The sequence below is a fragment of the Mangrovimonas yunxiaonensis genome (assembly GCF_000733475.1).
GTDB lineage: Bacteria > Bacteroidota > Bacteroidia > Flavobacteriales > Flavobacteriaceae > Mangrovimonas > Mangrovimonas yunxiaonensis.
In genome coordinates this window covers 201508-227322 of the sequence record NZ_JPFK01000002.1, presented here as the reverse complement: position 1 = coordinate 227322, position 25815 = coordinate 201508, and the positions used below count along the sequence as shown (strand labels likewise).

At 38.7% G+C, this 25815-nt stretch carries 18 protein-coding genes; 3 read left to right on the top strand and 15 right to left on the bottom strand.

Annotated elements, in window-relative coordinates:
• Positions 1-109 precede the first annotated feature (109 nt).
• From IA57_RS01060 to IA57_RS01030, 7 genes are all read right to left on the bottom strand, one after another.
• Positions 110-3547, bottom strand: a complete 3438-nt coding sequence (locus tag IA57_RS01060) for a T9SS type A sorting domain-containing protein (protein WP_036118099.1) — start codon at positions 3545-3547, stop codon at positions 110-112.
• A gap of 248 nt (positions 3548-3795) precedes the next feature.
• Complete coding sequence (locus IA57_RS01055) at positions 3796-4434, bottom strand: response regulator (protein ID WP_036118096.1); 639 nt, start codon at positions 4432-4434, stop codon at positions 3796-3798.
• Positions 4435-4437: 3 nt separating this feature from the next.
• A complete protein-coding gene (locus IA57_RS01050) occupies positions 4438-6444 on the bottom strand; it encodes an ATP-binding protein (RefSeq protein WP_036118093.1) in 2007 nt (668 codons plus the stop codon).
• A gap of 69 nt (positions 6445-6513) precedes the next feature.
• Complete coding sequence (gene purL, locus IA57_RS01045) at positions 6514-10203, bottom strand: phosphoribosylformylglycinamidine synthase (protein WP_036118089.1); 3690 nt, start codon at positions 10201-10203, stop codon at positions 6514-6516.
• A gap of 127 nt (positions 10204-10330) precedes the next feature.
• Complete coding sequence (locus IA57_RS01040; RefSeq protein ID WP_036118086.1) at positions 10331-11191, bottom strand: fructosamine kinase family protein; 861 nt, start codon at positions 11189-11191, stop codon at positions 10331-10333.
• A gap of 73 nt (positions 11192-11264) precedes the next feature.
• Positions 11265-13085: an endonuclease gene (locus IA57_RS01035; RefSeq protein ID WP_036118083.1), complete on the bottom strand. Its 1821-nt coding sequence runs from the start codon at positions 13083-13085 to the stop codon at positions 11265-11267.
• A 4-nt stretch (positions 13086-13089) separates the two neighbouring features.
• Positions 13090-14304 carry an RsmB/NOP family class I SAM-dependent RNA methyltransferase gene (locus tag IA57_RS01030; protein WP_036118081.1) on the bottom strand — a complete coding sequence of 405 codons (1215 nt, stop codon included), beginning with the start codon at positions 14302-14304 and terminating at the stop codon, positions 13090-13092.
• Positions 14305-14445: 141 nt separating this feature from the next.
• On the opposite strand from IA57_RS01030, the gene IA57_RS01025 reads away from it, so the two are divergent.
• Positions 14446-15492 carry a WD40/YVTN/BNR-like repeat-containing protein gene (locus IA57_RS01025; protein ID WP_036118077.1) on the top strand — a complete coding sequence of 349 codons (1047 nt, stop codon included), beginning with the start codon at positions 14446-14448 and terminating at the stop codon, positions 15490-15492.
• A gap of 33 nt (positions 15493-15525) precedes the next feature.
• On the opposite strand, the gene IA57_RS01020 is transcribed toward IA57_RS01025, so the two are convergent.
• From IA57_RS01020 to IA57_RS00990, 7 genes are all read right to left on the bottom strand, one after another.
• A complete protein-coding gene (locus tag IA57_RS01020) occupies positions 15526-15963 on the bottom strand; it encodes a hypothetical protein (RefSeq protein ID WP_036118073.1) in 438 nt (145 codons plus the stop codon).
• A gap of 1 nt (position 15964) precedes the next feature.
• Complete coding sequence (locus IA57_RS01015; protein WP_036118070.1) at positions 15965-16456, bottom strand: hypothetical protein; 492 nt, start codon at positions 16454-16456, stop codon at positions 15965-15967.
• 32 nt (positions 16457-16488) lie between these two features.
• Positions 16489-17031, bottom strand: a complete 543-nt coding sequence (locus tag IA57_RS01010; RefSeq protein WP_036118067.1) for an RNA polymerase sigma factor — start codon at positions 17029-17031, stop codon at positions 16489-16491.
• A gap of 286 nt (positions 17032-17317) precedes the next feature.
• On the bottom strand, positions 17318-19147 hold the full coding sequence (locus tag IA57_RS01005; protein ID WP_036118063.1) for an ABC transporter ATP-binding protein: 1830 nt from the start codon (positions 19145-19147) through the stop codon (positions 17318-17320).
• Positions 19148-19151: 4 nt separating this feature from the next.
• The gene (locus IA57_RS01000) at positions 19152-20873 is read right to left on the bottom strand and encodes a phospho-sugar mutase (RefSeq protein WP_188358235.1); all 1722 of its coding nucleotides are present in this window, start codon (positions 20871-20873) and stop codon (positions 19152-19154) included.
• 52 nt (positions 20874-20925) lie between these two features.
• Positions 20926-21879 carry a glycosyltransferase family 2 protein gene (locus IA57_RS00995; RefSeq protein WP_036118060.1) on the bottom strand — a complete coding sequence of 318 codons (954 nt, stop codon included), beginning with the start codon at positions 21877-21879 and terminating at the stop codon, positions 20926-20928.
• Positions 21880-21919: 40 nt separating this feature from the next.
• Entirely contained in the window at positions 21920-22450 is a 531-nt protein-coding gene (locus IA57_RS00990; RefSeq protein ID WP_036118058.1) for a DUF4199 domain-containing protein, read from the bottom strand.
• 161 nt (positions 22451-22611) lie between these two features.
• Between IA57_RS00990 and IA57_RS00985 the strand changes: the two genes are divergently transcribed.
• Together IA57_RS00985 and IA57_RS00980 are read left to right on the top strand one after the other, a co-directional pair.
• Entirely contained in the window at positions 22612-22863 is a 252-nt protein-coding gene (locus IA57_RS00985; protein WP_036118055.1) for a type B 50S ribosomal protein L31, read from the top strand.
• Between the two features lie 133 nt (positions 22864-22996).
• A complete protein-coding gene (locus IA57_RS00980) occupies positions 22997-24172 on the top strand; it encodes a GlmU family protein (RefSeq protein WP_036118053.1) in 1176 nt (391 codons plus the stop codon).
• On the opposite strand, the gene IA57_RS00975 is transcribed toward IA57_RS00980, so the two are convergent.
• Positions 24169-25797 carry an ABC transporter substrate-binding protein gene (locus tag IA57_RS00975; RefSeq protein ID WP_036118050.1) on the bottom strand — a complete coding sequence of 543 codons (1629 nt, stop codon included), beginning with the start codon at positions 25795-25797 and terminating at the stop codon, positions 24169-24171. The two genes, IA57_RS00980 and IA57_RS00975, sit on opposite strands and share 4 nt — an antisense overlap.
• Between the last annotated feature and the right edge of the window lie 18 nt (positions 25798-25815).

Sequence of the window (25815 nt, the reverse complement as noted above, 5' to 3'; positions counted from 1 at the left end):
ATGTAATGAGGCAGCTGTTAGCAAATTAACAGTTTAAAGCCCATAAAAAAGGTCAACTTACCATTTATTGGTGTTGACCTTTTTTCTTTTTAATTAAGGGGGTGTTATCTTACTGTTTAATCACCTTAATACTTTGTGTTTTATTATGACTATGTAGTTTTAACACATAAACGCCCGTAGCTAATTGTGAGGTGTTTATGGTGCTTACAGTTTCTTTAGATGTCATAACTTTTTGCCCCTGAATATTATACAATTCATAGCTGTAGTCATTTAGGTTGGTTTTTATATATAGCATGTTGGTTGTTGGATTAGGGTAAACCATAAACGCGTTACTTGTTATATTAATAGTGTTGTTGCTTAAGGTTGCTTGTACCTCATAAGCACCAAGATCTATCGTGGTGTTAGAAATTCTATTATTAGCATTTAAGTCTAGTGCTAAGGGGTTGGCAGTGTTATTACCAGCATCAACTGCAGGTGAGTTGCTTGTTATCTCGTAGCCGTTTGTATAACTAGGATCGATGTCTTCTATGTTGTTTCCTCCAGAAATATTAGACGGTACATCACCATTATTTCCACTAGTTGTATTATAAAATAACGAATAATTAGCAGTTCCTGTACCAGCGCCACCATCATCATTTATATTGCCGTTTACACCACTGTTATTGGTAAATATGGTATTTGTGGCATTTACGCTTCCATTATAAAAATGTACCCCACCACCTTTATTAGCGTTATTGTTGGTAATGGTACAGTTTATAAGGTTTATCGTACCACTTTCGGCAGAAATAGCACCACCATTAGCCGAGGCTGTATTGGAATTGAAAAGGCAATTTATAATGTCTAGTGTGCCGCCAAACGATACTAAACCGGCACCAATGCCTATTTCAGGACTGTCGGGAGTATCTGCTATGTTGCTTCTTATGGCACAATTATAAATGCGGTTGTCACCATTATTATACACACCAGCTCCAGAACGCCCAATGGCAGGGTGTGAGTTATCTGTACCATCATCGGCATAGCCCCATTGTATGTAAAACCCATTAATTTCGGCGTTATCACCCAGCATGGTTACAATAGTATGGCTGTCGCCAGGGTTTTCGGTTAGGCTATTGTTTAAGTCGCCACTTAAAATGGTTGGGTTTTCTGCCCAGTTGCGTTCATCGGCAGTGGTTTCGGTACCGTTAAAACCGCCTAGCACCTTAACATGGCTAGGAATATTAAAGCTATCTGTTTCTAGTGTGCCAGGGGTGTAGGTGCCGGCAGCCACCCAGACTTCCTGAATGATGGAACAGCTTGTAGCAAGGTTTAAAGCTTCGTTTAGGTCTGTTATTGCGTTAGCCCAAGACGATCCGTCGTTGGCACCACTTGCATTAGCATTTACATAAAGTACATCACTGCTGTACATAACGCATGGGTTTTCGTATGGGCCTAAATCTATGGTGCCGTTTATAATTCTTGAATTGCCATCTAAATCTTCTGCTTCGGTATTGTAGCTGTTATTCCCAATATCAAATAAGGGCGAGTTGCCACTTAGCCTGTAATTATTGTTTGCAGCATCAACAAATCCAGGATTAGTGAAAAAAGTGCTGTTGCTTCCTGGAATACTGTAATCAGCATCAAAATTAGTGTTATTAGCAGTAAAGGTGCTCGAATTGTCTCTACCCATATCATTACCTGGGTTAAGCATTATGGTGTTTTGTAGCGTTATGTTTGAGTTTGTAAACGCGGCAATACCGCTTCTTCCCGTTGATGTGTTATCAACCATCGCATCGTTGGTGAAAACAGAGTTTACACTTTCTAATAAATAAATTGTGCCCCCTTGCGTAGAACCAGCGTTTTTTGCATAAAGATTGTTTGTTGATGTTATATTACCACCTGAAATTAGAATAGCACCACCATTTGTAGCGTTATTATTGATGTATTCTGAATTTTTTGAGGTAAGGTTGCCAGAAATCATAACAATGGCACCACCATAGGCTGTGGTTGTATTGTTTGTAAATTTTGAATGGGTAACATTTAAGTTGGCATTTGCAACAAGTATGGCGCCTCCAGAACTGGAAGTTGGGTTCTGGGAAATGACTTGTGCGTTACCGTCTTTAAAGTGAATGCCTTCAATGGTTAGGTTTTTACCATCAGAAAACAAATGCCTTTGGTTAGCACCTGCTTCCATTTGTAAAACGGTTGCATCTTTACCATTTCCAGATAGGGTAATATTATTTCTGTGTATAACTGATGTTGCTGTTATTGTAATTGGGGTGTTGTTTGTAATAGGGTCAAAATATACCGTTTTACCCTCGCATAAGTTTAAAACAGCTTTGCTAAACGAGCCCAAAGCATTACCAGTAACCTCGGTCACGATTTGATCATTACAACTGTTTTCGTAAGCTCCTAAATCGTAGTTACTACCAACTTGTCTAGGGTTTCCATTTAAATCGGTTTCGTCTAGATAATTTGAAAGTCCGCCATCGCCAGTATCAATGGTTGAAGAAAATGCTAAAACCCTAAAATCGTTATTAGCAGCATCGTAAAAGCCTAATTCACCTTGTATTTGTGTATAAGGCGCAGAACCTATGATTGTAGGCACCGTTACAGTATTGTTTGAAAAAAGTCTTTTTAAGTCTATCCCTGCATTACTTTCGCCATAAATCGTATTAGCCACACTATTGTTATCAGCATGAATGCTGTTATAGGTTTTTAGTTGTTGGTTTTCGCCTAAATAAATGGTACTTGCGTTTGCTGTTGCCGTGTTGAATGCAAAGGTGTTGTTTCGCTCTTCTAAAGCTGAAGGTGTTGCTGGGCTTTCTATAGCAATGGCACCGCCATATTCTGCTGTATTGTCGTGAAATAATGAATTGTAGATAGTGGTATTGGCGTTGACTCTAAGAATAGCTCCGCCATTTGTACCAGCAGTATTCGAAATAAATTTACAGCGGTTAAAATGTGCAGGTCTAGAAGTATTAATATTGCCACCCAACACAATAGCACCACCACGGGCTGCGGCGCTATTGTTTTCAAAAGTACAATTAAAAGCATTTAAATTAGCAGAGATTGCGGTTATAGCACCACCTTCGGTAGCATAATTGTTTTTAAAAACGCAGCGTGTAAGGTTTAAAGAGGTTGTGTTACTAAGGCTTCTTACTAAAATAGCGCCACCATAGGCCTCATAAGTATTTAGAACACCATTTGTATAACCATCCATAAATACAATATCGCTAAAACTTACATCACCAGCATTTTCAATATTAAAAAGTCTTTGGTTGGTATTCATTTTAATATAAGCTGTAACAGGATAATTTATTGGAAGCCATGGAACCCTCCCTAAAATGCTTATGGCTTTATTAATGTTTATGGTTGCGGATAGCATTATAGGGTTGGTTTCGGAACCTGCTGTGCCGTCAAAAATAATTTTATCGCCAGGGTTGGCGTCAATTACAGCTTGGCGTAAAGTCCCTGGGCCGCTGTCGTTGGTGCTGGTAACAACAATTGTTTCAGAAAAAGCAGTTGTTACCGAAAGAAAGAGTAATAAATAAAGTAGTGTTTTTTTCATAAGTAGCTAGGTTTAGTTTTGGTATGCTAAACTAATGCGGATGCTAACCATTGTCAATACGTAGGTCTACGTAATAAAAAAAAGCCAAGACATAATGTCCTGGCTTTCCCTCTTGATTAATAGCAATTGCGTTAATTTATAGCTTTTGGGGCTATTAGAATATAGCGCTGCAAAAAAGCGGCTTTTTTTATTTAGAAACAATACGTAGGCCTACGTATTGACGTTTTTATTTGATGTTAGATAGGGTGCTAAAAAATATTAGGGTGTTGTTTTAACCAAACAATTAATGCGTTTTGTTGGGAAGAGTCTAGATTTAGTTTTTTTATAATGTTGCTGCGGTGTTTTTCTACGGTGCGTTTAGAAATAAACAGCTCTTCGGCAATTTGTGTGCTGTTGAGGTTTTTATTTAAATACTTTAAAATTTTTAATTCGGCGGTTGTTAGCTGTTCGATGTTTGGGGCGTTGTTCGTGTTTTTTTTTGTATCGAAATGAATGTTGCTTTTTAGCTTTCGCCCAATATAGGTTTGATTGTCTTTAATGTTTTCAAGACACTGTTCTAACTCCTCCATGGCGCAGTCCTTGGTTATGTAGCCGTATATGGTGTTGCCAATCTCGTTTAAGATGAGTTCCTGTTTGTGTAGGGTTAAAACAATAACTTTTGTGGCTAGGTTGTTACGCTGGATTTCTAGTGCCACTTCCAAACCGTTAAGCTTGGGCATGTCGAAATCTAAAATGGCCATGTCGGGTTGGTGTTTTAAAACTTTATTATAAGCCTCATTGCCATCTGTTGCCGTTTCAATAATGTTGTAGTTTTTTTGCTCTAAAAACTCTTTGGTTCCATTTAATAGTAATGGGTGGTCGTCTGCTAAAATAATGGTGGTTTGCATGGGCTATTCTTTAGGGACTTTAATTTTAACGGTTGTTCCTTTGTTTTTTATTGATGTCATGTGCAATTGGGCACCAATAATCCCGGCGCGTTCTTTTAGGGTTTTCATTCCTAGGCTATTTAAAGCGCTGCTGTTTGCCGTTACATTAAAGCCAATCCCGTTATCTTTTACTTGAAACAGAACATGGTGCGCACTTGTCTCAACCATAACATTGCAGGCTTTTGCTTTAGAGTGCTTTTCTACATTGTTTAAACACTCCTGAAGCATGCGATATACAAATATTTCTTTTTCTTTTGAAAGGTTTAGATCGCTTACCTCAATATCTTCGGAATAAAAAATATCGGAGTTCTTCTGAAAATTTTCTATCGTATTTTTAATGGAAGCCATTAAGCCTAATTTTTCAAACTGAAACGGATGTAAGTTTTGAGACAGATGCCTAACTTCTTCAATCGTACTATCTATTAATTGTGTGTCTTTTGTTTTTTCAGGGTTTAGAATTATGCTGTTTTTTATAAGCAGCAAATTTTGGCCAATACTATCGTGCAGTTCGCTGGAAATACGCTTGCGTTCGGTTTCTATATTGGCTATGAGGTCTTGGGCATATGTTTTTTGTAGGGCCATTTTTTTTTGGGTGAACTTTCGTGATTTCCACAAAAAGAAAATTATAAAAACCCCCATAACAAAAACACCTCCAAAAATGAGCCATTGGTTTTTTAGTTTGTTTTGGGCAGAGAGCAAGAGAATGTTTTTTTGTTGTTTTTCAATGTCTAAATCCTTTTTTTCAACTTCAAATTGGGTCTGTACATAGGCAAATTTCTTTTTAGAAGCACTCTTGTTTAAGGAGTCCTTAATACGCATGTAAGCTTTGTAGTGGTTTAGCGCTTGGTTGTTGTTGTCTTGCTTTTCATAAACGCTTGCCAAAATGTAATGGGCTTTCAAGACATTGGAGGCCTCGTTGGCATGTTTTAATTTAGGTAGGAGGGCTGTTAAATCTTCTTCTGCACGCTTGGTGTTGTTATGGCCTAAATCGTTTTGAGCTTTACCAAAAGTAAAATAGGTCTTTAAAAAAGGGGTTTTGTTTATGTCGTTTAAGTCTTTTTGTAGGTGCGCTAAAATCCGATCGGATTTCTGTAATTGGCCGTGCCTAGCATAAGTGCCTACCGCATACGAGTTTGTTAAAATGGAGACAATCTTGCTAACATCTGTTTTTGTAGATCTTTTACATGTTTTTAAGGCTTGGTCTATATGGTAGAGTTCTAAAGTGTCTTTTTCTTGTAAAAAGGCGTCTATTGAGGCTCTTAAGTGGGCCATAATTAAGACCTGTTTGTAGTTTGCACGGTTTCCTAAGTTGTAAATGGGGGTTCTGGTTTGCTCGGCTTCTTCGTATAAACCGTTGCTGCTAAATAGGGTGCTTAAGCCATTTTGTGTCCATAAATAATAAAGCGTGTCTTTTTGCTGTGTGAAGATTTCGCCCGCCTTTTTAAAGTAAGCAGCACTCTCTGAAATGTTATTGACCTTGCCACTGTTTTCACCCGCTTTTAAGTAGGCATACCCATACTCTTGTAACGTCGTGTCTTGGGTTGTTTTTAACCGCGATATACATTCATTTAAAATATGTAAAGATGCTTTAAAGTCCTGTTTGTAGGTTGCGGCTTCTGCATAGTTTATGTAATATTTGGCAATCTGTTTAGGAGCTGTGCATTGGGTTATGTGCCGATAGAAGTCTTGCGATAACTGAAAAGCTTTTTCGTTATTAATACTGGAGAAAATATAATAATCGGTGAGCTTGTTGTTAAAAAGCAGGGCTGCATCCCAAGCGTTATTTTTTAAAGCAAAAGCTCTAAACTTACTAACAAGTTTAGAGCTTTCTTTATGTAGTATTACAGAGTCGTTTTGCCAAAACGTTACTGCTGCTTTTAGCTTTTCTTCCTCTGAAGAAATTTGGTTTAACTCACGTTCAAAACGCTTAAAGGCTTCTATGTTTTGCGACCATAATTTGGTGCTAAACATAAAAAGAAGGCAAACGATTGTAATGTTATAACGAAATATCAGGGGACTTTTTTACTGTAAATTTAAAGATTAATTTTTATTTTCAATCCACTTTCTAGCATTTACGAACGCTTCTAACCAAGGCGACACTTCGTCTTGTCTGTCGCTAGGGTAATGTGCCCAGTTCCATTGGAACGTAGAACGCTCAATGTGCGGCATCGTTACTAAGTGACGGCCTGTTGCATCACACATCATGGCTGTGTTATAGTCAGAACCATTTGGATTGTGTGGATATTCCGCGTACCCGTATTTTCCAACAATGTTGTATTGATCTTCAGATTCAGGTAAGTTAAATTTACCTTCACCATGAGAAATCCAAACGCCTAAAGTACTTCCCGCTAAACTTGAAAGCATCACCGAGTTGTTTTCCTGAATTTTCACTGAAGTAAATGCACTTTCGTGTTTATGAGAATCGTTATGAACCATTTTACCATGAATCTCGTGCTCTGGGTTAATCAATTCTAATTCCATCCATAACTGACATCCGTTACAAATACCAACTGAAAGTGTGTCTTCACGTTTGAAGAAGTTTTTAATTACTTCGTTTGCTTTTTCGTTGTATTTGATAGCTCCGGCCCATCCTTTAGCAGAACCTAAAACGTCAGAGTTTGAGAATCCACCAACAGCACCTAAGAACTGAATGTCTTCTAACGTTTCACGACCAGAAATTAAATCGGTCATGTGAACATCTTTCACATCAAATCCGGCTAAGTACATCGCATTTGCCATTTCACGCTCAGAGTTACTTCCTTTTTCACGTAAAATTGCTGCTTTCGGTCTTGGCTTACTAGCATCAATTACAGGAAGTTTCCCTGTAAAGTGACTTGGGAAGGTGTACTGTAATGGTTGATTTTTATAGTTGTCGTAACGGTCTTTTGCTAAGCCGTTAGCGGTTTGTTTTTGATCTAATAAGAACGATGTTTTGTACCACATATCACGTAAACGAGATACCGTCATGGTGAATACATCTGTTCCGTTGATGATGCTTAGCGTGTCGCTTTCAGTTACTTTACCAATGTTGAAGAATTCAATGTTAGCTTCAGATAAAACAGACTCCACTGAAGTATCTTTCGACTGAATGACTAAACCAGCATTTTCAGCAAACAATACTTTAAATGAATCGTTTTCAGCTAAAGCGGTGATATCTAATTCCGCTCCTAAATTGTTGTCAGCAAAACATAATTCTAACAACGTTGTGATTAAACCACCTGAAGCCACATCGTGTCCTGCAACAATTTGTCCGTCAAGAATTAATTGCTGAATGGTGTTGAATACGGTTTTAACATACCCAGCAGATTGAACATTTGGCGTGTCGTTACCAATTTTGTTAACCACCTGCGCAAATGAACTACCACCTAATTTATAGGTATCTTGTGATAAGTTGATGTAATACACATTGCCAGCATCTTTTTGGAATACAGGCTCAATTACTTTATTGATGTCTATACAGTTGGCTGCCGCCGAAATGATGACCGTACCAGGAGCAATAACCTCTTCGTTAGGGTATTTTTGTTTCATAGAAAGCGAATCCTTTCCAGTTGGTACGTTGATACCTAAATCAATAGCGAATTCTGAAACCGCTTCAACAGCTTCATATAAACGGGCATCTTCACCTTCATTTTTACAAGGCCACATCCAGTTTGCCGATAAAGACACATTTTGTAATCCGTCTTTTAAAGGTGCCCAGATGATGTTGGTTAAGGCTTCAGTAATTGAATTTCTACTTCCAGCCACCGGATTGATTAATCCTGAAATAGGGGAGTGCCCGATAGACGTTGCGATACCTTCTTTACCTTTGTAGTCTAAGGCCATTACACCAACATTGTTCAATGGAATTTGTAATGGTCCAGCACATTGTTGTTTGGCTACTTTTCCACCAACACAACGGTCAACTTTATTGGTTAACCAGTCTTTGGAAGCTACTGCTTCTAATTGTAATAACTGGTCTAAATAATTGTAGAAATTTGCTTTGTTGTAAGCAACATCGGCGTAATTGCGAGTTACTTTTTTATCGTACATGAATGTTTTTGGAGAACTTCCAAACATATCATCCATGGCTAAATCCATGGGTTTGTGTCCGTTGGTTTTAGATTCGAATGTGAAACGGTGATTACCAGTCACGTCTCCAACCGTGTACATTGGTGAGCGCTCACGATCGGCAATTTTTTGTAAGGTTTCAATATGTTTTTCGGCAATGACTAATCCCATACGTTCCTGAGATTCGTTACCGATAATTTCTTTGTCAGATAAGGTTGGGTCTCCTACAGGTAATTTATCTAAATCGATGTGTCCACCAGTTTCTTCAACTAATTCCGATAAACAGTTTAAGTGTCCACCAGCACCGTGATCGTGAATAGAAACAATGTAGTTTTCATCGCTTTCAACCATACCACGAACTGCGTTAGCAGCACGTTTTTGCATTTCAGGATTAGAACGTTGTACGGCGTTTAGCTCGATACCTGAAGCGAATTCTCCAGTATCTGCACTTGATACCGCAGCACCACCCATACCAATACGGTAGTTTTCACCACCAAGGATAACCACTTTATCGCCGGTTTTAGGGGTGTCTTTTAAAGCTTGTTCAGCTTTACCATACCCAATGCCTCCAGCTTGCATAATCACTTTGTCGTAACCTAATTTTCTAGCACCTGTACTGAGTCCTGTCGAAGTATCTTCTTCGTGCTCAAATGTTAACACCGAACCACAAATTAACGGCTGCCCAAACTTGTTACCAAAATCTGAAGCACCGTTAGACGCTTTAATTAAGATGTCCATTGGGGTTTGGTATAACCATTTACGCTCATCCATAGCTTGTTCCCAGGGACGGTTTTCCTCCAAACGCGAGTAAGAGGTCATATAAACTGCAGTTCCAGCTAACGGTAACGAGCCTTTACCACCTGCTAAACGGTCACGAATTTCTCCTCCCGATCCTGTTGCAGCACCATTAAAAGGCTCTACGGTAGTAGGGAAGTTGTGCGTTTCTGCTTTTAATGAAATAACTGATTCGTAATCTTTGGTTTCGTAAAAGTCTGGTTTGTCAGCGCTTTTAGGAGCGAATTGCTCAACAACAGGCCCTTTTACAAAAGCCACGTTGTCTTTATAGGCAGAAACAATATCGTTAGGATTGGTTTCAGAGGTTTTACGAATCATTTTGAATAATGACGTCGGTTTTTCTTCGCCGTCAATTACAAATGTGCCGTTGAAAATTTTATGGCGACAGTGCTCACTGTTTACTTGTGAGAACCCGAAAACTTCAGAATCGGTTAATGGGCGACCAATTTTTTTAGAAACACCTTCTAAGTAAGCTACTTCTTCGTCGCTTAACGAAAGGCCTTCCTGAATGTTGTAAGCCGCAATATCTTCAATATCCAGAATAGGTTCTGGCTTGATGTCTATAGTGAATGATTCTTGGTTTAAGCCGTTGAATTTTTCAGAAATCATCGGATCAAACGCTTTGAAATCTTCAGAAACCGCTTCGAATTCTTCAATTCTGATGATGTCTTCAATCCCCATGTTTTGCGTAATTTCCACCGCGTTGGTGCTCCAAGGCGTAATCATAGCCGCACGTGGTCCAACAAAAAAAGCATCCAGCGATGCTTGTTCTATTTTAGGTTGGTTGCCAAATAACCAAGACAATTTCTGAATGGTTTCTGGCGTGAATTCTTTTGTTGCTTGAACAGCATAAACTTTGCTGTTTTGGTTTCCAAAGAAATGAATCATTATCTATATGTTATAGTTGTGTTTAGAAAGTGCAAAAATACGTTTTTATTTTAGATTGTGGATGACCGTTTTTTGATTTTTAAACGGTTTGTGAACAAGATTTTCAACAGTTCCATCGGTAACAAAACTAGAAGTGTTTGTTCAATATGGTTTTTACCGAGTTACGGTAGGAAGATCCGAATAAGTTTAAATGCACCAAAAGGTAGTATAATTGGTAAATTTCTATACGAGTGGAAGTGAATTGATCGATAGGGATACTATTGTGATATGCTTTGTAGAAATTTTCTGAGAATCCGCCAAAAAGTTTAGTCATTGCAATATCCATTTCCGAATGCCCAAAATACATAGCTGGATCAATCAGAAAAGGAATTCCGTTGGTTGAAATTAAATAATTTCCACCCCATAAGTCACCATGTAAAAGTGAAGGTTTTATATTTTTAAAATAAGGATGTAATTTATCTAACATTTGCTCTTTTGAAGGGCAATCAGATTCTGAAAGTAAATCATTTTGAATGGTTAATTGCAGTTGTGGTAATAGTCTTTTGTTAACGTAAAAAGTGTTCCAAGAATCAGTTGGTTTGTTAGCCTGAATTAGGCTGCCAATAAAATTATCTTTTTGTAAACCGAAGTAAGCATTCGTTTTTTGATGAAGTGTAGCAAGTTGTTTCCCTAAGGTTTTGAAATCTTTAGAGGAAGGGGGTTTACTTTCAATAAATTCTAGAAGTAAAAAAGATATGTTTTCAAATTTAGAGCAATCAATAACCTTTGGAGTAGCGATTGTATTGGTATTGGCTATGATTTTTAGTGCTTCGGCTTCAGTTTGAAACATGTTTAATGCGTTTGAAGCTGTATTAATTTTAAGAAAGTAACTTTGATTTAAAGTTATGATTTTAAAAGCTGAAGAAATATCGCCGCCAGAAACGGGCGTTATACTATTAATTTTGGCACTAAGGCTGTTTTCAAAATGTTTAAAAAAAGCATCATTCATGGTTAACCAAAGGTTGTAAAAATAAAAAAGCCATCAAAATATTGATGGCTTTTAAAATATAATTAGCTCGTTTTTACTTCTTAATAAGCTTTTTGGTTATTTGCTGATTTCCGTCGGATAGTTTTAGGATATATACTCCAGAATTCAACATTTGAACAGCAATAGTTCCATTTGTTGTCTTTCCTTTACTAACCAATCGCCCTAAAATATTGTAAACCTCAAAGTGTAAGGTTTTGTTTGAAGACACCGTAATGGTGTTTCCTTTTACAGGGTTTGGGTAAATCGTTAAATTATCAAGACGGTTTTCTTTAATGCTTAACGTTTGTGTGTGGCTTCCTAGGTCATCACAGGTGTTTGTGGCATAGGTTGTCCATTCGTTTATATTGAATGTGGTGTTAGGCATGCTAATGTTGCTGTTTCTTACCAAGGTTACATTTTCTGCAAAAGGGGTGTCGTTTCCTAAAACACCTATAAGATCTATAAGTTCGTCGTTTTTAAATAACCCAATAGCGTCGTTCCCGTTAAATCCTGTAATGTCGTTGTTTAAATCGGCAGTAGCGCCACAAATATTGGCACTGCCATTGGCAACAACATAAACGCCTTCGTTTGCAATTTGGGCGTTGGCAGGAAAGGTATAGGTGACGGTCCAACTGGGGTTTCCATTTGTGCTTAATTTTATTGAATAAGCAGATAAGTCGGAAATTGTTGAGCCGGTAAAGTTGGCAATTTCTAGGGCTTTGTTTAGGCTGCTGCCTTCCATGTATTCTGAAAAGAACAAATCAACACCGCCGCCAGTACCATTGTTGGTTGTGGTTTCGCAAACCTCGTTGCTAATAGCCGATTCGTTTCCTGCAGCATCTAAGGCTGTTACAGTAAAGCAATAATTTGTATCTGGCGATAATCCTGTTGCTGTAGATGTGGTTGTTGAAACGTTAAAAGCGAATGTGGCATCAATATAAATATTGTATGAAATTACACCCACATCATCGGTAGCGGCATTCCAAGATAAATCAACGCTGGTGTCGGTTGGGTTGCTGGCCGCTAGGTTGGTAGGAGCGGTAGGCGCTGTAGTGTCTGGTGTAAGGTCGCCCCAAATGGCATTTACCCATTCTGGGTGGTCAACAAAGGGGTTGGCATTCCCTTGAAAATTGTATGCGGCATGGTTGCGGTCTATTTCCTGTTGGTCAACCGGATCGATGTTGTAATGCCAATCGAGCAAAACATCTAAAAACCAATCTGAGAACACCTGGTCTGAAGTGCCATTAAGCATGGTGTGGTTCCAGCTTGCTATTTGATCTTCATACCTTACGGCAAAATACAGTAACGCTCTGGCAATATCGCCTTTAAACGTATCGATGGGTTCGAAAACAATTCCAGCATATCCGGGACTTCCCGAAATGCCTCTTCTAGAGCCGTTGGTAGAGGTGAAGTCTGGAATATCAACCTCGCCAAAAGGCAGGTTGCTTCTATAGCCATTAACAGAGCCGTCGCTAGGAATAACATGATGGATGTCCGATACCATTGGAGATTGTTCGTTAAAAACCGATTGCGGCATTAAATGCTCTCTGTTGTAGCAGTCGCCTTCGCTATTGTAGTTGCCACACTGGTTGTTGCCGTGAGTATAGTTGTAAGCATCTGTATCATTGGGTTTTTCTGAATAAAAATCCAGCACAGTGCCGTCGTTTTCATAATAATTGTCTGTATGGGTTGTTACGTAGGCCGTGTATAGGGCGTCGTAAGTCTGTGGGTTGTGGCCATTGGTAACAATGACCTTAAGCTGTGTTTTTAATTCGTACCCGGTTAGCCCATCAGCGCTCGTGTAATAATTAGCGGGAATTTGGGCTGTTGCAGTTAAAGTTACTAATGTTAAAAATAGGAGGTAAAAATGCTTCATAGTCTTATTTTTTCTTTTCTAAAAGCGCCATATAGAACCCATCAAAACCAGATTTGTGGGCCAATACGTTGTTGTCTTTAACAAAGGTAAAGTCTTTACCGGATTCTGATGTTAAAAATTTGTCAACTTGTTCCCGGTTTTCAGAAGGCAGTACAGAGCAGGTGGCATACACCAGTTTGCCGCCCGGTTTTACCATTTTGGAGTAGTTTTGTAAGACCTCCTGTTGGGTTAGTTTTATTCTATCTAGAAATTCGGGCTCCAATTTCCATTTGGCATCGGGGTTTCTGCGTAAAACGCCTAAGCCAGAACAAGGTGCATCGATTAAAACGCGGTCGGCTTTGCCATATAGTTTTTTAATGGGTTTTGTAGAGTCTAAAACGCGCATATCGAAATTGTGGACGCCATTCCTTTTCGCACGGATTTTTAGCTTTTTTAACTTGCTTTCGTAGATGTCCATAGCGATAACCTGTCCTTTGTTTTGCATTAAAGCTGCAATGTGTAGGGTTTTCCCGCCAGCACCGGCACAGGCATCAACGACTTTCATGCCGGGTTCAACCTCTAGAAAATCGGCCACCAATTGAGAGGAAGCGTCTTGCACTTCAAACCAACCGTCTTTAAAGGTTTCTGTTTTAAACACATTGGCGCGTTCTTTTAGTTTAAGCGCAGCAGGGTAATCGTTTAAAAACTCGGTTTCAATGCCTTCGGATTGTAAACGGAGCTGAAGATCTTTTTTTGTTGTTTTTAAGGTGTTGGTCCTTAAAATAACATCTGCTTGAACGTTTTGCATGGCAATTTCCTTGGCCCAAAGGGCTTCTCCTAATTCCTTAGCGCCAACGGCATCAATCCAATCAGGAATAGACTCGCGGTATTTTCTAATTTTCGAGAGTTCGTCAAACCGGCCTTTAATTTTACGTGTGGGCGTATTTTCAAAATATTTCCAATCTGGCAAGCGAATGCCTTTAAGCGTTGCCCAAACAGCAAAAAGCCGCCAAAGGTTATCCCTGTCAAAAGGCGCTTTTACATCGGCAATTTCGGCATAAAGACGTTTCCAACGTACAATGTCGTAAGTGGTTTCTGCCACAAATGAACGGTCGCGGCTGCCCCAGCGCTTGTCTCGTTTTAGTAATGTTTGAATCACCTTGTCGGCGTATTCATCTTCATTAAATATTTTGTGTAAGCCATCTATAACGGCAAAACATAGGTTTCTGTGTAATCGCATTGTGAAAAATTCAGCACGCAAAGATAGGGTTAATATGTTGATTTGTTTAAATGTTGCGTTGTTTTTCTATTTTTACTCGATAAATGTAAACCAATCGTTAAAACTTGTTTTAAGTGTTTAAATGATTGCTAAATAAAACGTATGAAAAATATTTATTTGTTGTTCCTGTTCATCGGCTTGTGGGTCGTGTCTTGTAAGGATCAGGCTTTAAAACCAAGGCACTTTTCGAAGGTTGTGTTAGAGCCTATTTTGGAAGATTCTACCCTAAGCATTAGGGCCATTGAAATTTTAGATAAAAACAGCATTGCTTTTGCAGCCAATAATAATACCTATGGGCTGTACAACGTTGCGCAAAATAATTGGTTAATCTCTAAACAGGCGTACGATTCGTTAGACCTTCAATTTAGGGCTGTGGCCAACAACAATACCGATTTTTTTATGCTGAGTGTTGCCAACCCGGCTTTGTTATTTAAAACCGGGAGTTCGGGCAATATGGAGGTGGTTTATAAAGAAGTGCACGAACGGGTTTTTTATGATGCTATGGATTTTTGGAACACCCAAGAGGGGATTGCCATTGGCGATGCAACCAATGGTTGCTTGAGTATCATTATTACTAGGGATGGCGGGAATACTTGGACAAAATTACCTTGCGATGCTTTGCCCGAAGGCATGCCGAACGAAGGGGCCTTTGCTGCTAGCGATACCAACATAGCCATAGTGGGCAACCATACTTGGGTGGCGACCACTGCGGGACGCGTGTACTATTCGCCAAATAAGGGAAATACTTGGGAGGTGTTTAAAACGCCCATGGTGAAGGATAAGGAGACAGAAGGCATTTATTCCATTGATTTTTACGATGCGTTAAACGGATTTGCTATTGGTGGGGATTATACCAAGCCCGAAGAAAACAAAGCCAATAAAATACAGACCAAAGACGGTGGGCGAACTTGGACCGTGGTTGGCGAAAATCAAGACCCGGGGTATAGAAGTTGTGTGCAGTATATCCCAGGTAGGGGAGGAAATGAGCTGGTAGCCATTGGTTTTAAAGGGATCGATTATTCTAACGATGGCGGACAGACCTGGAGCCACCTAAGCGATGAAGGGTTTTATACCATTAGGTTTTTAAACGATAGCACGGCTTATGCTGCAGGACAAGGCCGGTTAAGCAAGCTTACTTTTAAGGAATAAAAAAAAGAGGTTTTTAAAACCTCTTTTTTTGTTTTAGTCGCATGCCCCGCGGCGTTTTTTAAATTCTTCGAACATTTTTCGTTTAAAAGCATGTTCGGCACGAAATAAGCCAATGACTTTTGTGGCGGGCATTATGGTTAATAAATCGTTTATGTATTGCGATTTTAGGGCTTTTTTTTGTTCATCAACCTTTATCATGTTAAGCAGGAGCGCTTTGGCTTCGGTTTCTGTTAACGTTTCTGGGCTTTTGTCTTTTCTTTTTTCAGACGAGGTTTTTCTCAAGGCATCTGTGTTGTTTTCGTAAGCATTGTAAATGGGCCAAAAATCCTGGGCTTCTTGTTTTGTTAAGTTTACATGCTCGGTAATAAACGCAATTTTTAAAGCCTCTATTTTTTCCTTTTTGCTTTTTTCTTGGGCTAAGCTTGAAAAGGAAAGGCCTAAGATGAAAAGGTATAGGGTTATTTTTTTCATGTTATTCTGGAATTAAGTCTTCGATTGAGGTGTGGTTTAAGATGTAATCGTCTAAAGGTTCTTCTGAAAAGGTGACTTCATAAAAACCAGTTGTAGTCATGTTTCCCTCAATAAGGGGAGCCACGTCTTGTAGGTCAAAATTTTGTTCTATGTACGTTTCTAAAGCGCTTGTTTCTAGATCGCCAAAGGCAACTTGGCTTTTTTGGGTGAAAATTACAAGAGCCAACACCATGCTTGCGGCAATTGCGGTGGCATACACGGCCTTTTTTAAAACAGGGAGTGTAAGCACCTTAGGGGAATGGGCAATGGCTTTAAGCACTTTGCCATCAACCTGCGTAAAATAATTTTCTGGAACTTCAAACCCATGAGGATTGGTTTGGGTTAAAGGATTTTTATCGTCTATTTGTTGTAGAAGCGCCTTGTCAAAAGACTTAAAATAGTCTTTTGGAGCTATAAAACCAGTGTGCTTTATATGTTTTAAGGTGTTGTTCATCTGTTGGTTAGACTTCTTTTTTGTGCAATGGTTTAATGGGTTTTTAAGTAGTCTTCAATTTTTTTAACGGCCAAATGGTAAGAAGCCTTTAAAGCACCTTCGCTAGTGTCTAGTATGTTGGCCATGTCTTTGTATTTTATGTTGTCGAAATACTTCATATTAAAAACTAGCTGTTGCTTTTGTGGTAATGTTGTTATGGCCTGTTGTAATTTTAGCTGAATGTCGTCGCCATTAAAATAAACATCAGATTTTAAATTGCTAACCGCTTGCTGCTGCAGTGTTTCGTTTGAAACTTGAAGTATTTTCGATTTTTTGTTTAAAAAACTAATGGCTTCATTGGTTGCTATGCGGTACATCCACGAAAAGAGCTTGCTTTCGCCTTTAAACGAGTTGATGTTTTTAAACACTTTTATAAATGTGTTTTGTAGTACATCGTCGGCATCGTCGTGTGTGATAACAATTTTTCTTATGTGCCAGTATAGCCGCTCTTTATAAAGTTGGAGTAAATCCTTAAAGGCAGCTTCTTGGGTGGCTTTGGTTGTTAGCCGTTTTATTAAGTCTTTTTCGTTAATCAATTAAAAGGCTTTATCGTAAGACGAAAATACGTATTAAAAGTTTAGTTGGTAGTATAATTTTTTTATCTGCTGTAATGCTGCTTCATGGCATGTTTGAGGGTGCTTTAGCTGATAAAACGCAAAATTATCCGATAAAATGCATTTTTTTCTTGTTTTTTCCTTTTTAATAACTTATGTTTACAGTAATAAACCTGCTTATTGTTAGTTTGCCCCAAGTCTAGCAGTAACAAAAAAAGGACAAATCTATACTGATTTGTCCTTTTTTAATTTGTTTCAGGCTGTAGTATTATTCAAAACTCTGCATGTCCACCAGTTTTTTATAAACGCCGTTTTCGGCCATTAATGCGGTGTGGGTGCCTTGCTCAACAATCTTACCTTTTTGCATGACCACAATGGTATCGGCATTTTGTATGGTTGATAATCTATGGGCAATAACAATAGAGGTACGGTTGCGCATCATGTTTTCTAGCGCGTCTTGTACCAAGCGTTCGCTTTCGGTGTCTAAGGCCGAAGTGGCTTCGTCCAGAATCATAATCGGAGGGTTTTTAAGTACTGCTCTTGCAATGCTTAAACGCTGTTTTTGCCCGCCAGATAGCTTGTTTCCAGAGTCGCCAATGTTGGTTTCGATACCTTGTGGGAGGTCTTTAACAAACTCCCAAGCGTTGGCTATTTTTAAGGCTTCGATAATGTCTTGGTCTGTGGCGTCTGGCTTGCCCAACAGAATGTTGTTTTTAATGGATTCGTTAAATAAAATGGAGTCTTGCGTAACGAGCCCCATTAAATTTCTTAGGGAGTGCTTGGTAATGTTTTTTATGTTGGTGCCATCAATGGAAATACGCCCTTCGTTAACATCGTAAAAACGAGTTACTAGGTTGGCAATGGTACTTTTACCGCTGCCCGATTGGCCTACTAATGCAATTGTTTTTCCTTTAGGTACTTCAACAGAAAAGTTTTTTAACACATAATCTTCATCGTACTTAAATGAAATGTTTTCTATTGAAATGTTATGATTAAAGCGTTCGAGTGTTGTTGCATTTGGTAAATCTGGCATGCTGTTTTCTTCATGGAGGATATCGAAAACACGATCGGCTGCTGCCATACCGTTTTTAACTTTGTAAGACGCTTTACTTATGGCCTTTGCAGGGGTTAAAATGCCGTAAGCTAATCCCATAAAAGGCAAGAAAACAGTACCTTCGATAACTTTATCTACTAGGACTAATTTACCACCATACCATAATAAAATGGCAATGGTGGCAATTCCTAGCACTTCGCTAACCGGGCCGGCAAGATTGTTTTTTAGTCCAATTTTATTTCTGAGCTTTAAAATTTTATCGGCAGAAGTGATAAAGCTAGATTTAAAGATACCTTCGGCATTGTAACTTTTTATAATTTTTAATCCGGTTAAGGTTTCTTCTACAATAGAAATTAGTCTACCAGATTCTTGTTGTGCTTTTAGGGAGTTCTTCTTTAAGCTTTTTCCTATTCTGGAGATTAAGAATCCGGCCACAGGGATAAAGCACAAAACAAACAGCGATAATTCCCAACTTATGGTAAACATCATTATTAAGGAAAAAATAATGGTTGCGGGCTCTCTTACAATTAACTCCAATATGATAAAAAAGGAGTTTTGCATTTCGTTAATGTCTCCTAAAATTCTGGCCATAACATCGCCTTTTTGCCGTTTAGAATAAAAGCTAATGGGCAGGCCAATAATTTTGTTGTACATGGTTTTTCTCAAATCGGTTAAAACACCGTTTTTAAGGTACATAACATGCTGCATGGCAAAATAGCCAAACATGTTTTTTAGCAGGAAGGTAGAGATAACAATAACAATAGCAATAACCAATGCCATTTGGGCGTTGCCGTTTTCTAGGTAGCTACTTACCTTGTAGTTTAACAACTGTTCGCCATAGGCTTTAATTTTAAAAATACCTTCCCATGTAGGCGGTTCTTTTACAGCGGTTGTTTTATCGAATAAAACATTTAGCATGGGAATTAAAGAAATAAAGGCCAAGGCACTAAAAAAGGCATATAGCAAATTAAAAAGCACATTAAAAAACACATGCCTTTTAAATTTCTTTATAAATGGAAGTAGCTGATTTATAATTTTTTTCATGTAACTAAAGCGCCATATCTTTTATAATGTTGTCTATCTTTCTTTCCAATTCTTGTTCCGTTTGTTTAAAGTCTGACACATTGTCTAACTTGGTTGTTACACTAATGTAGAACTTAATTTTAGGCTCGGTACCACTTGGTCTTAGCGCTATTTTACTACCGTCTTGGGTGTAATAAATGAGCACGTTGGATTTGGGAACATTAATCACCGTTTCGGTATTTTGAATGAGGTTTTTGGCTACCGATGTTTTGTAATCTTCTAAAGTAACCACTTTAGAACCGTTAATCTCTGACAAGGGATTTTCTCTGGCATTAACCATCATTTGGGCGATTTCTTGAGCGCCTTCAATACCTTTTTTGGTTATTGAAATTAAGCGCTCCTTATAAAGCCCATGATGGGTGTATAGCTCTAAAAGTTTTTTATAAAAAGAACTGTTGTTGGCTTTTGCTTGGGTTGCAATTTCACAAGCTAAAAGGGTAGCGGTTACGGCATCTTTATCGCGTACAAAGTCGCCCACCATAAAGCCAAAACTTTCTTCGCCACCGCCAATAAATTGCTGGTCGGGAAAATCTTTAATCATTTTGGCAATCCATTTAAACCCGGTTAGGCCTTCTTTATAATCAACATTATAGGCTTTTGCGAGTTTGCTCATCATTGGTGTAGACACAATGGTAGAGCCTATAAATTCGTTTCCTTTTAAGCCTTTGTTTTTTGCTTTGTTTAAAAGAAAATCGGTCATGACAACCATGGTTTGGTTACCGTTTAGCAAGATCATGTTACCATCAAGATTCCTTACGGCAATTCCTAGGCGGTCGCTATCGGGGTCGGTACCAATAACAATATCGGCTGTCACTTTTTCGGCCAATTCCAAGGCCATTTTTAAGGCTGCTGGTTCTTCTGGATTGGGCGATTTAACCGTAGGGAAATTGCCATTGGGCTCGGCTTGTTCTGCTACAATATGCACATTGGAGTACCCGGCCCGTTTTAAGGTTTCGGGAATGGTGGTAATGGATGTGCCGTGTAAGGAGGTAAAAACAATGGTTAGGTTGTCTTTGTCTTTCTTTAAGGTCGTGTTCGCATTTTTTACCGAAGCGTCAATAAAAGCGTTATCAACGTTTTCACCTATATATTCAATTAAACTAGTGTTCGCTTCAAATTTAATTTCGGCATAATCCAGTTTGTTAATTTCCGATATAATAGCGCCGTCTTGTGGCGGAACAAGTTGCCCGCCATCTTGCCAATATACTTTGTATCCGTTGTACTCTGGTGGGTTATGCGAAGCGGTTAAAACAATGCCGCAGTGGCAGTTTAAATGTTTAACAGCAAACGAAAGTTCTGGCGTTGTGCGCAAATCTTCAAACAAATATACTTTAATGCCGTTTGCCGAAAAAACATTGGCAACTACTTTAGCTAGGGTGTTGCTGTTGTTTCTGCAATCGTAGGCAATAACAACTTTTAAGTCTTCGGCAGGAAATTGTGTTTTTAAATAGTTACTTAGTCCTTGGGTGTTTTTGCCTAGGGTGTATTTGTTTATGCGGTTGGTGCCAACCCCCATAATACCTCTCATGCCACCGGTACCAAACTCTAGGTCTTTGTAAAAACTCTCCTCTAGTTCTTTGGGATTGTCTGCAATAAGCTGCTTAATGGTTGCTTGGGTTTTCTCGTCGAAAGTAGGGGTAAGCCAAGCGTTGGCTTTATTTAATATTTCAGGTTCTATATGAATCATTTCTTTTAAGAATTTATAGCAAATTAGAATTTATAGCGCTTTAGGCAAGCGGCTAATCGTTTAAATTTAGTTTGCTCTTAATCGCGTATCGTTTTTTGCCTTGTTTGGTCCTTAGGATGATTTCGCCTAAAAACCCAGCGACAAAAAATTGTGTTCCAATAATCATGGTTGTTAGGGCGATATAAAATTGAGGCCTTTGGGTAATAAGCCTTCCCATAGGATTAAAAAATATTTTATCGACCCCTAAATAGGCAGAAAAGCCAAAACCAACGGCAAACATAATCACGCCTAAGGCTCCAAAAAGATGCATGGGGCTTTTTCCAAATCGGGAGATAAACCAAATGGTAATGAGGTCTAAAAAGCCATGGATAAAGCGGTCCATGCCAAATTTGGTCACGCCATATTTTCTGGCTTGATGTTTTACAACTTTTTCGCCAATATTGGTGAATCCTGCATTTTTAGCCAATACAGGGATGTACCGGTGCATTTCGCCATTAACATCAATATGTTTTACAACGTCTTTGCTATAAGCTTTTAGGCCACAGTTAAAATCGTGCAGTTTAACTCCGGAGGTTTTTCTTGCGGCCCAATTAAATAATTTAGAGGGCAGGTTTTTTGTGTATATGTTGTCGTAGCGCTTTTTTTTCCAGCCCGAAACCATATCGAAACCAGCTTCTTTAATCATTGAAAAAAGCTCTGGTATTTCCTCGGGGTTATCTTGTAAATCGGCATCCATGGTAATCACAACATCGCCTATAGCTTCGTAAAACCCGGCGTGCAGGGCTTGCGATTTTCCAAAGTTCTTTAAAAACCGAATGCCTTTAACATTTGGGTTTGCGTTGGCTAGCTGGGTAATTATTTTCCAGGAGTCGTCTGTGCTGCCATCATCAATAAAAATGATTTCATAAGAAAAACGATTGGATTGCAAAACCTTTGCAATCCAATCATGTAGTTCTTTTAAAGACTCTTGTTCGTTAAGTAGTGGTATGACTACTGATATGTTCATTGAGTGTATTTAGGTAAATCAATGGTCAAAAGTAAGAATTTTAAGCGTTTTCGTGGCCTTTTTTCATTACTAAAGCGACAATTAACCCCACAATACTAAATCCTATAAGTTGAAAAACAATAGATTGTAGGACGTTGCCTATAGAGTACATGTTGCTTTGGGCTTCCATTTTTTCAACAGCTTCTGCAACCGCTTCTTCTGGGGCGCCAAAGCTACGCATCATTTCAACCTGAGTATCGATAACCTTTTCTTTAAGTACAAGAGCTGCTTCGGGATCAATAACATTAAAGATAATAATGCTCATAACGGCACTTATCACCAATCCAATTAAAACCGTAATAAAGTAGGCTGTAAAGGCTTCTTTAAAGCTAATAACACCGTTTAGTGCTGTTTTGGCTTTTGAAGTAGATACGATGCCTACAATTATAATTAAGATAAGAATAGCTATACCAAACCACCATTTTGTATATAAGTCTAAGTTAACAGCATATGCAGTAACAGAGATTAACGCAAGAATAGCCCCAAGGTATAGGCCATAATTTGTGGCAATAGATTTAATAGGTTTTTCCATGGAATGTGTTATTTTTGGTTGATTTTTATTAGTTTGTAAACAAAGATACCAAAACGTTACAGAATTTTAACAAAATAAAAAGTAATAAAAAGAGTTGGAGTTTTGTAAAAATTACTTAAATTTGCAGCTCGAAAAAACGAAACGATTTAAAGACTTTAGTGATGAAAAAAGGAATACATCCAGAAAACTATAGAATGGTAGCGTTCAAAGACATGTCTAACGACGATGTGTTTTTAACAAAATCTACAGCCAATACAAATGAAACTATTGAGGTTGATGGTGTTGAGTATCCATTGGTTAAAATGGAAATTTCAAGAACATCGCATCCTTACTACACTGGTAAATCTAAATTAGTAGATTCTGCCGGACGTATTGATAAGTTCAAGAACAAATACGCTAAATTTAAGAAGTAATTATCTTTTAGTGTTAAACATAATTTTTGTTAGGCCTTCAGGTTTTCCCTGAAGGCTTTTTTTGTTGCCATAATTAAGCTATTTTTGATATTAGTAACCTCAGGTTTTTTGTAAGCCACAAAATTTTACACCAATGAACTACATTCTTTTCGATGGGCCTTCTAGAAACGATTTATTGCCGTTTACCTATACGCGACCAGTAGCCGATATTAGAATAGGCATTCTTACCATTAGGGAAAAGTGGGAAGCTTTTTTGCAAACCACCACCACCACCGTTACCGAGGATTACCTCTCAGATAAGTACCCCATGGTAGAGTTGGAACAGAATGTTATGATTAACGCTTCCTTTTTACCCAATTACGAATTGGCTGAAATGGTAAAAAACCTTAAAGAAAACCAAGCCATTTTTCACGACGAAGATGTGATTGCTTTTTTTACAAAAGACTCGCAAGACGATGTGGATTTACAAACTTACGAAGCCATAGAGTTTTCAGAAGAGGTTTTAAAACTAGAGCATACTTGGGATATTTTTAGTAAAAACGGTGAAGCCATTGAGGCCGATTTTGAACTGCTAACAAAAAACAGAAGCTCGCAACCCATACCTACAACAGTAAATACTTTAGCCTCAGAGCATATTTTTATAGAGGAAGGGGCCAAGCTTAATTTTGCAACCTTAAATGCCGAAAATGGCCCAATATACATAGGCAAAGATGCCGAAATTATGGAAGGCAGTGTTATTCGTGGGCCATTTGCCTTGTGTCATAATGCAACCGTTAAATTATCGGCCAAAATTTATGGACCCACTACCGTTGGACCGTACAGTAAAGTAGGGGGCGAGATTAACAATTCGGTAATTTTCGGGTATTCCAACAAGGGGCACGATGGGTTTTTAGGAAACTCGGTTTTGGGCGAATGGTGCAATATAGGAGCCGATAGCAACAACTCCAATTTAAAGAACAATTATGCCGAAGTGCGCCTGTGGAGTTACCAAACCGAAGGGTTTGCAAGAACGGGTCTGCAATTTTGTGGCCTCATGATGGGCGACCATAGTAAATGCGGTATTAATACCATGTTTAATACTGGTACAGTTGTAGGCGTAAGTGCCAATATTTTTGGTAGTGGTTTTCCTAGGAATTTTGTCCCGAGTTTTTCTTGGGGCGGCAGCCACGGGGTTACCACCTATTTAACCAGTAAAGCTTTCGAAGTGGCCAAGGTGGTTATGTCTAGAAGAGAGCTAGCGTTTACCGACCAAGATGCTGCCATTTTGGAACATGTTTTTGAGGAGACAGCAAAGTTTAGACGGAGTTAGTTTTTGTTAACCCGTTTTAATTCCAACAAGTTTGTGGGGTTTATGCCCAAACCCGTTACATTTTTTTGTGTAAACCGTATTACTTCATCGTAAAACATAACAACAGCGGGGGCATCTTGCATAACTAAGCTGTCCATTTTTGCGTAAAGTAATTCACGTTTTTTTGTGTTGGTTTCTGTAAAAGCCTGCTCGTACCATTTATCAAAATGCTCGTTTTTAAAATGGGTATAATTGGGGCCGTTAGGGGCAAAATTCTTGCTGTAATAAAGCGACAGGTAATTTTCTGCATCGGGATAGTCGGCAATCCAACTGGCGCGAAATATATTTAATTTGCCATTAGCCTTGGCGTCTTTTAAGGTGGCGGCAGGCACAACATCAACATGAACGGATAATCCAGTTTTTTGTAGTTCTCGTTGTATGTATTCGCAAAAACTGAGGTAGTTGCTCGTGGTGGTAATGGTTATTTCTGGGTTTTGAATGCCGGTTTGGGTTTTAAATTGTGCGACCAAAGCTTTGGCCTTTTCAGGTTGGTAATTAAACCCTGCGGTAGCATTAAACCCTGGTAATCCCTTGGGAATAAACCCACCATGGGCAGGAATGCCAATGCCGTTTCTTAAATAAGTCATCATTTTTTTTCGGTCAAATCCATAGTTAACGGCTTGTCGTAGTAATTTCGATTGGATTTCGGGATGTTCAGAAGCCATAAAAAAACCTAGGTATTCTGTGTTTAAATACGGCCCTCGTATCATGCGAACGGCTTTGGTATATTTATCTCTAAGCTCGCCTTTCGCCGTTAAAATATCGTCTTTGTAAGAGGCGTCTAAACCAGAAACAAAATCGATGTTGCCTTGTGCAAACTGTAAAAATTCACTTTGTTTGTCGGGTAAAAATGTTACAGAAACAGCTTCTAGATAAGGCAGTTGTGCGCCTTTGGAATCCCGTTCGAAATAAAGCGGATTTTTCCTAAAAACCAATTTAATGTTCTCTTCCCAGCGTTTAAACTGAAATGGGCCAGTGCCCACGGGGTTGGCTCTAAAACTGCTCCCGTAGTGTTCGACAATTTCCTTTGGCACCACACTGCAATATTTCATGGTTAGCAACCCGAGAAATGCGGGGAAAGGCTGTTTTAATCGGATTTGAAAAATAGAGTCGTTAAGTGCTTTAAAAGCAGCTACTTTATTTAAAACCCAGCTTCCGGGCGAGGCTACCTTTGGGTCGATTAACCTGTTCAGGCTGTATTCAAAATCGTGGGCCGTAACGGTTCTTGTGGCTTCTTTTCCAAAGCGTGGGTGCTTGTGGTACCAAACATCATCTCGTAAGGTAAAGGTGTAAGTTTTGGCACTGTCGGTAATTGTCCAATGTTTTGCAATGCTGGGCAATACGTTTAGGCTGTCGTCCATTTGCACCAAACCGTTAAACAGTTGGTTGGTGGCCCAAATATCGGCGAGATCTTTAGAAAATGCAGGGTCTAAAGAGCCGATGTTTTTATGCTCGTTGTAACGAAATACCTGCTTGTTGTTGTGTTTTGTTGTAGATTTTCCGCAGGAAATCAGAAGAAGAAACACGCAACTAATTGTAAAATAATGAATTATAGTTTTTAGGTTTGGAAATAAGGGTTTTATCATTCTATTATTTAGTTGTAA

Coding starts and splice junctions, on each gene's coding strand:
- IA57_RS01060 (WP_036118099.1), bottom strand. CDS start 3,547: ATGAAAAAAACACTACTTTATTTATTACTCTTTCTTTCGGTAACAACT.
- IA57_RS01055 (WP_036118096.1), bottom strand. CDS start 4,434: ATGCAAACCACCATTATTTTAGCAGACGACCACCCATTACTATTAAAT.
- IA57_RS01050 (WP_036118093.1), bottom strand. CDS start 6,444: ATGTTTAGCACCAAATTATGGTCGCAAAACATAGAAGCCTTTAAGCGT.
- purL (WP_036118089.1), bottom strand. CDS start 10,203: ATGATTCATTTCTTTGGAAACCAAAACAGCAAAGTTTATGCTGTTCAA.
- IA57_RS01040 (WP_036118086.1), bottom strand. CDS start 11,191: ATGAATGATGCTTTTTTTAAACATTTTGAAAACAGCCTTAGTGCCAAA.
- IA57_RS01035 (WP_036118083.1), bottom strand. CDS start 13,085: ATGAAGCATTTTTACCTCCTATTTTTAACATTAGTAACTTTAACTGCA.
- IA57_RS01030 (WP_036118081.1), bottom strand. CDS start 14,304: ATGCGATTACACAGAAACCTATGTTTTGCCGTTATAGATGGCTTACAC.
- IA57_RS01025 (WP_036118077.1), top strand. CDS start 14,446: ATGAAAAATATTTATTTGTTGTTCCTGTTCATCGGCTTGTGGGTCGTG.
- IA57_RS01020 (WP_036118073.1), bottom strand. CDS start 15,963: ATGAAAAAAATAACCCTATACCTTTTCATCTTAGGCCTTTCCTTTTCA.
- IA57_RS01015 (WP_036118070.1), bottom strand. CDS start 16,456: ATGAACAACACCTTAAAACATATAAAGCACACTGGTTTTATAGCTCCA.
- IA57_RS01005 (WP_036118063.1), bottom strand. CDS start 19,147: ATGAAAAAAATTATAAATCAGCTACTTCCATTTATAAAGAAATTTAAA.
- IA57_RS01000 (WP_188358235.1), bottom strand. CDS start 20,873: ATGATTCATATAGAACCTGAAATATTAAATAAAGCCAACGCTTGGCTT.
- IA57_RS00995 (WP_036118060.1), bottom strand. CDS start 21,879: ATGAACATATCAGTAGTCATACCACTACTTAACGAACAAGAGTCTTTA.
- IA57_RS00990 (WP_036118058.1), bottom strand. CDS start 22,450: ATGGAAAAACCTATTAAATCTATTGCCACAAATTATGGCCTATACCTT.
- IA57_RS00985 (WP_036118055.1), top strand. CDS start 22,612: ATGAAAAAAGGAATACATCCAGAAAACTATAGAATGGTAGCGTTCAAA.
- IA57_RS00980 (WP_036118053.1), top strand. CDS start 22,997: ATGAACTACATTCTTTTCGATGGGCCTTCTAGAAACGATTTATTGCCG.
- IA57_RS00975 (WP_036118050.1), bottom strand. CDS start 25,797: ATGATAAAACCCTTATTTCCAAACCTAAAAACTATAATTCATTATTTT.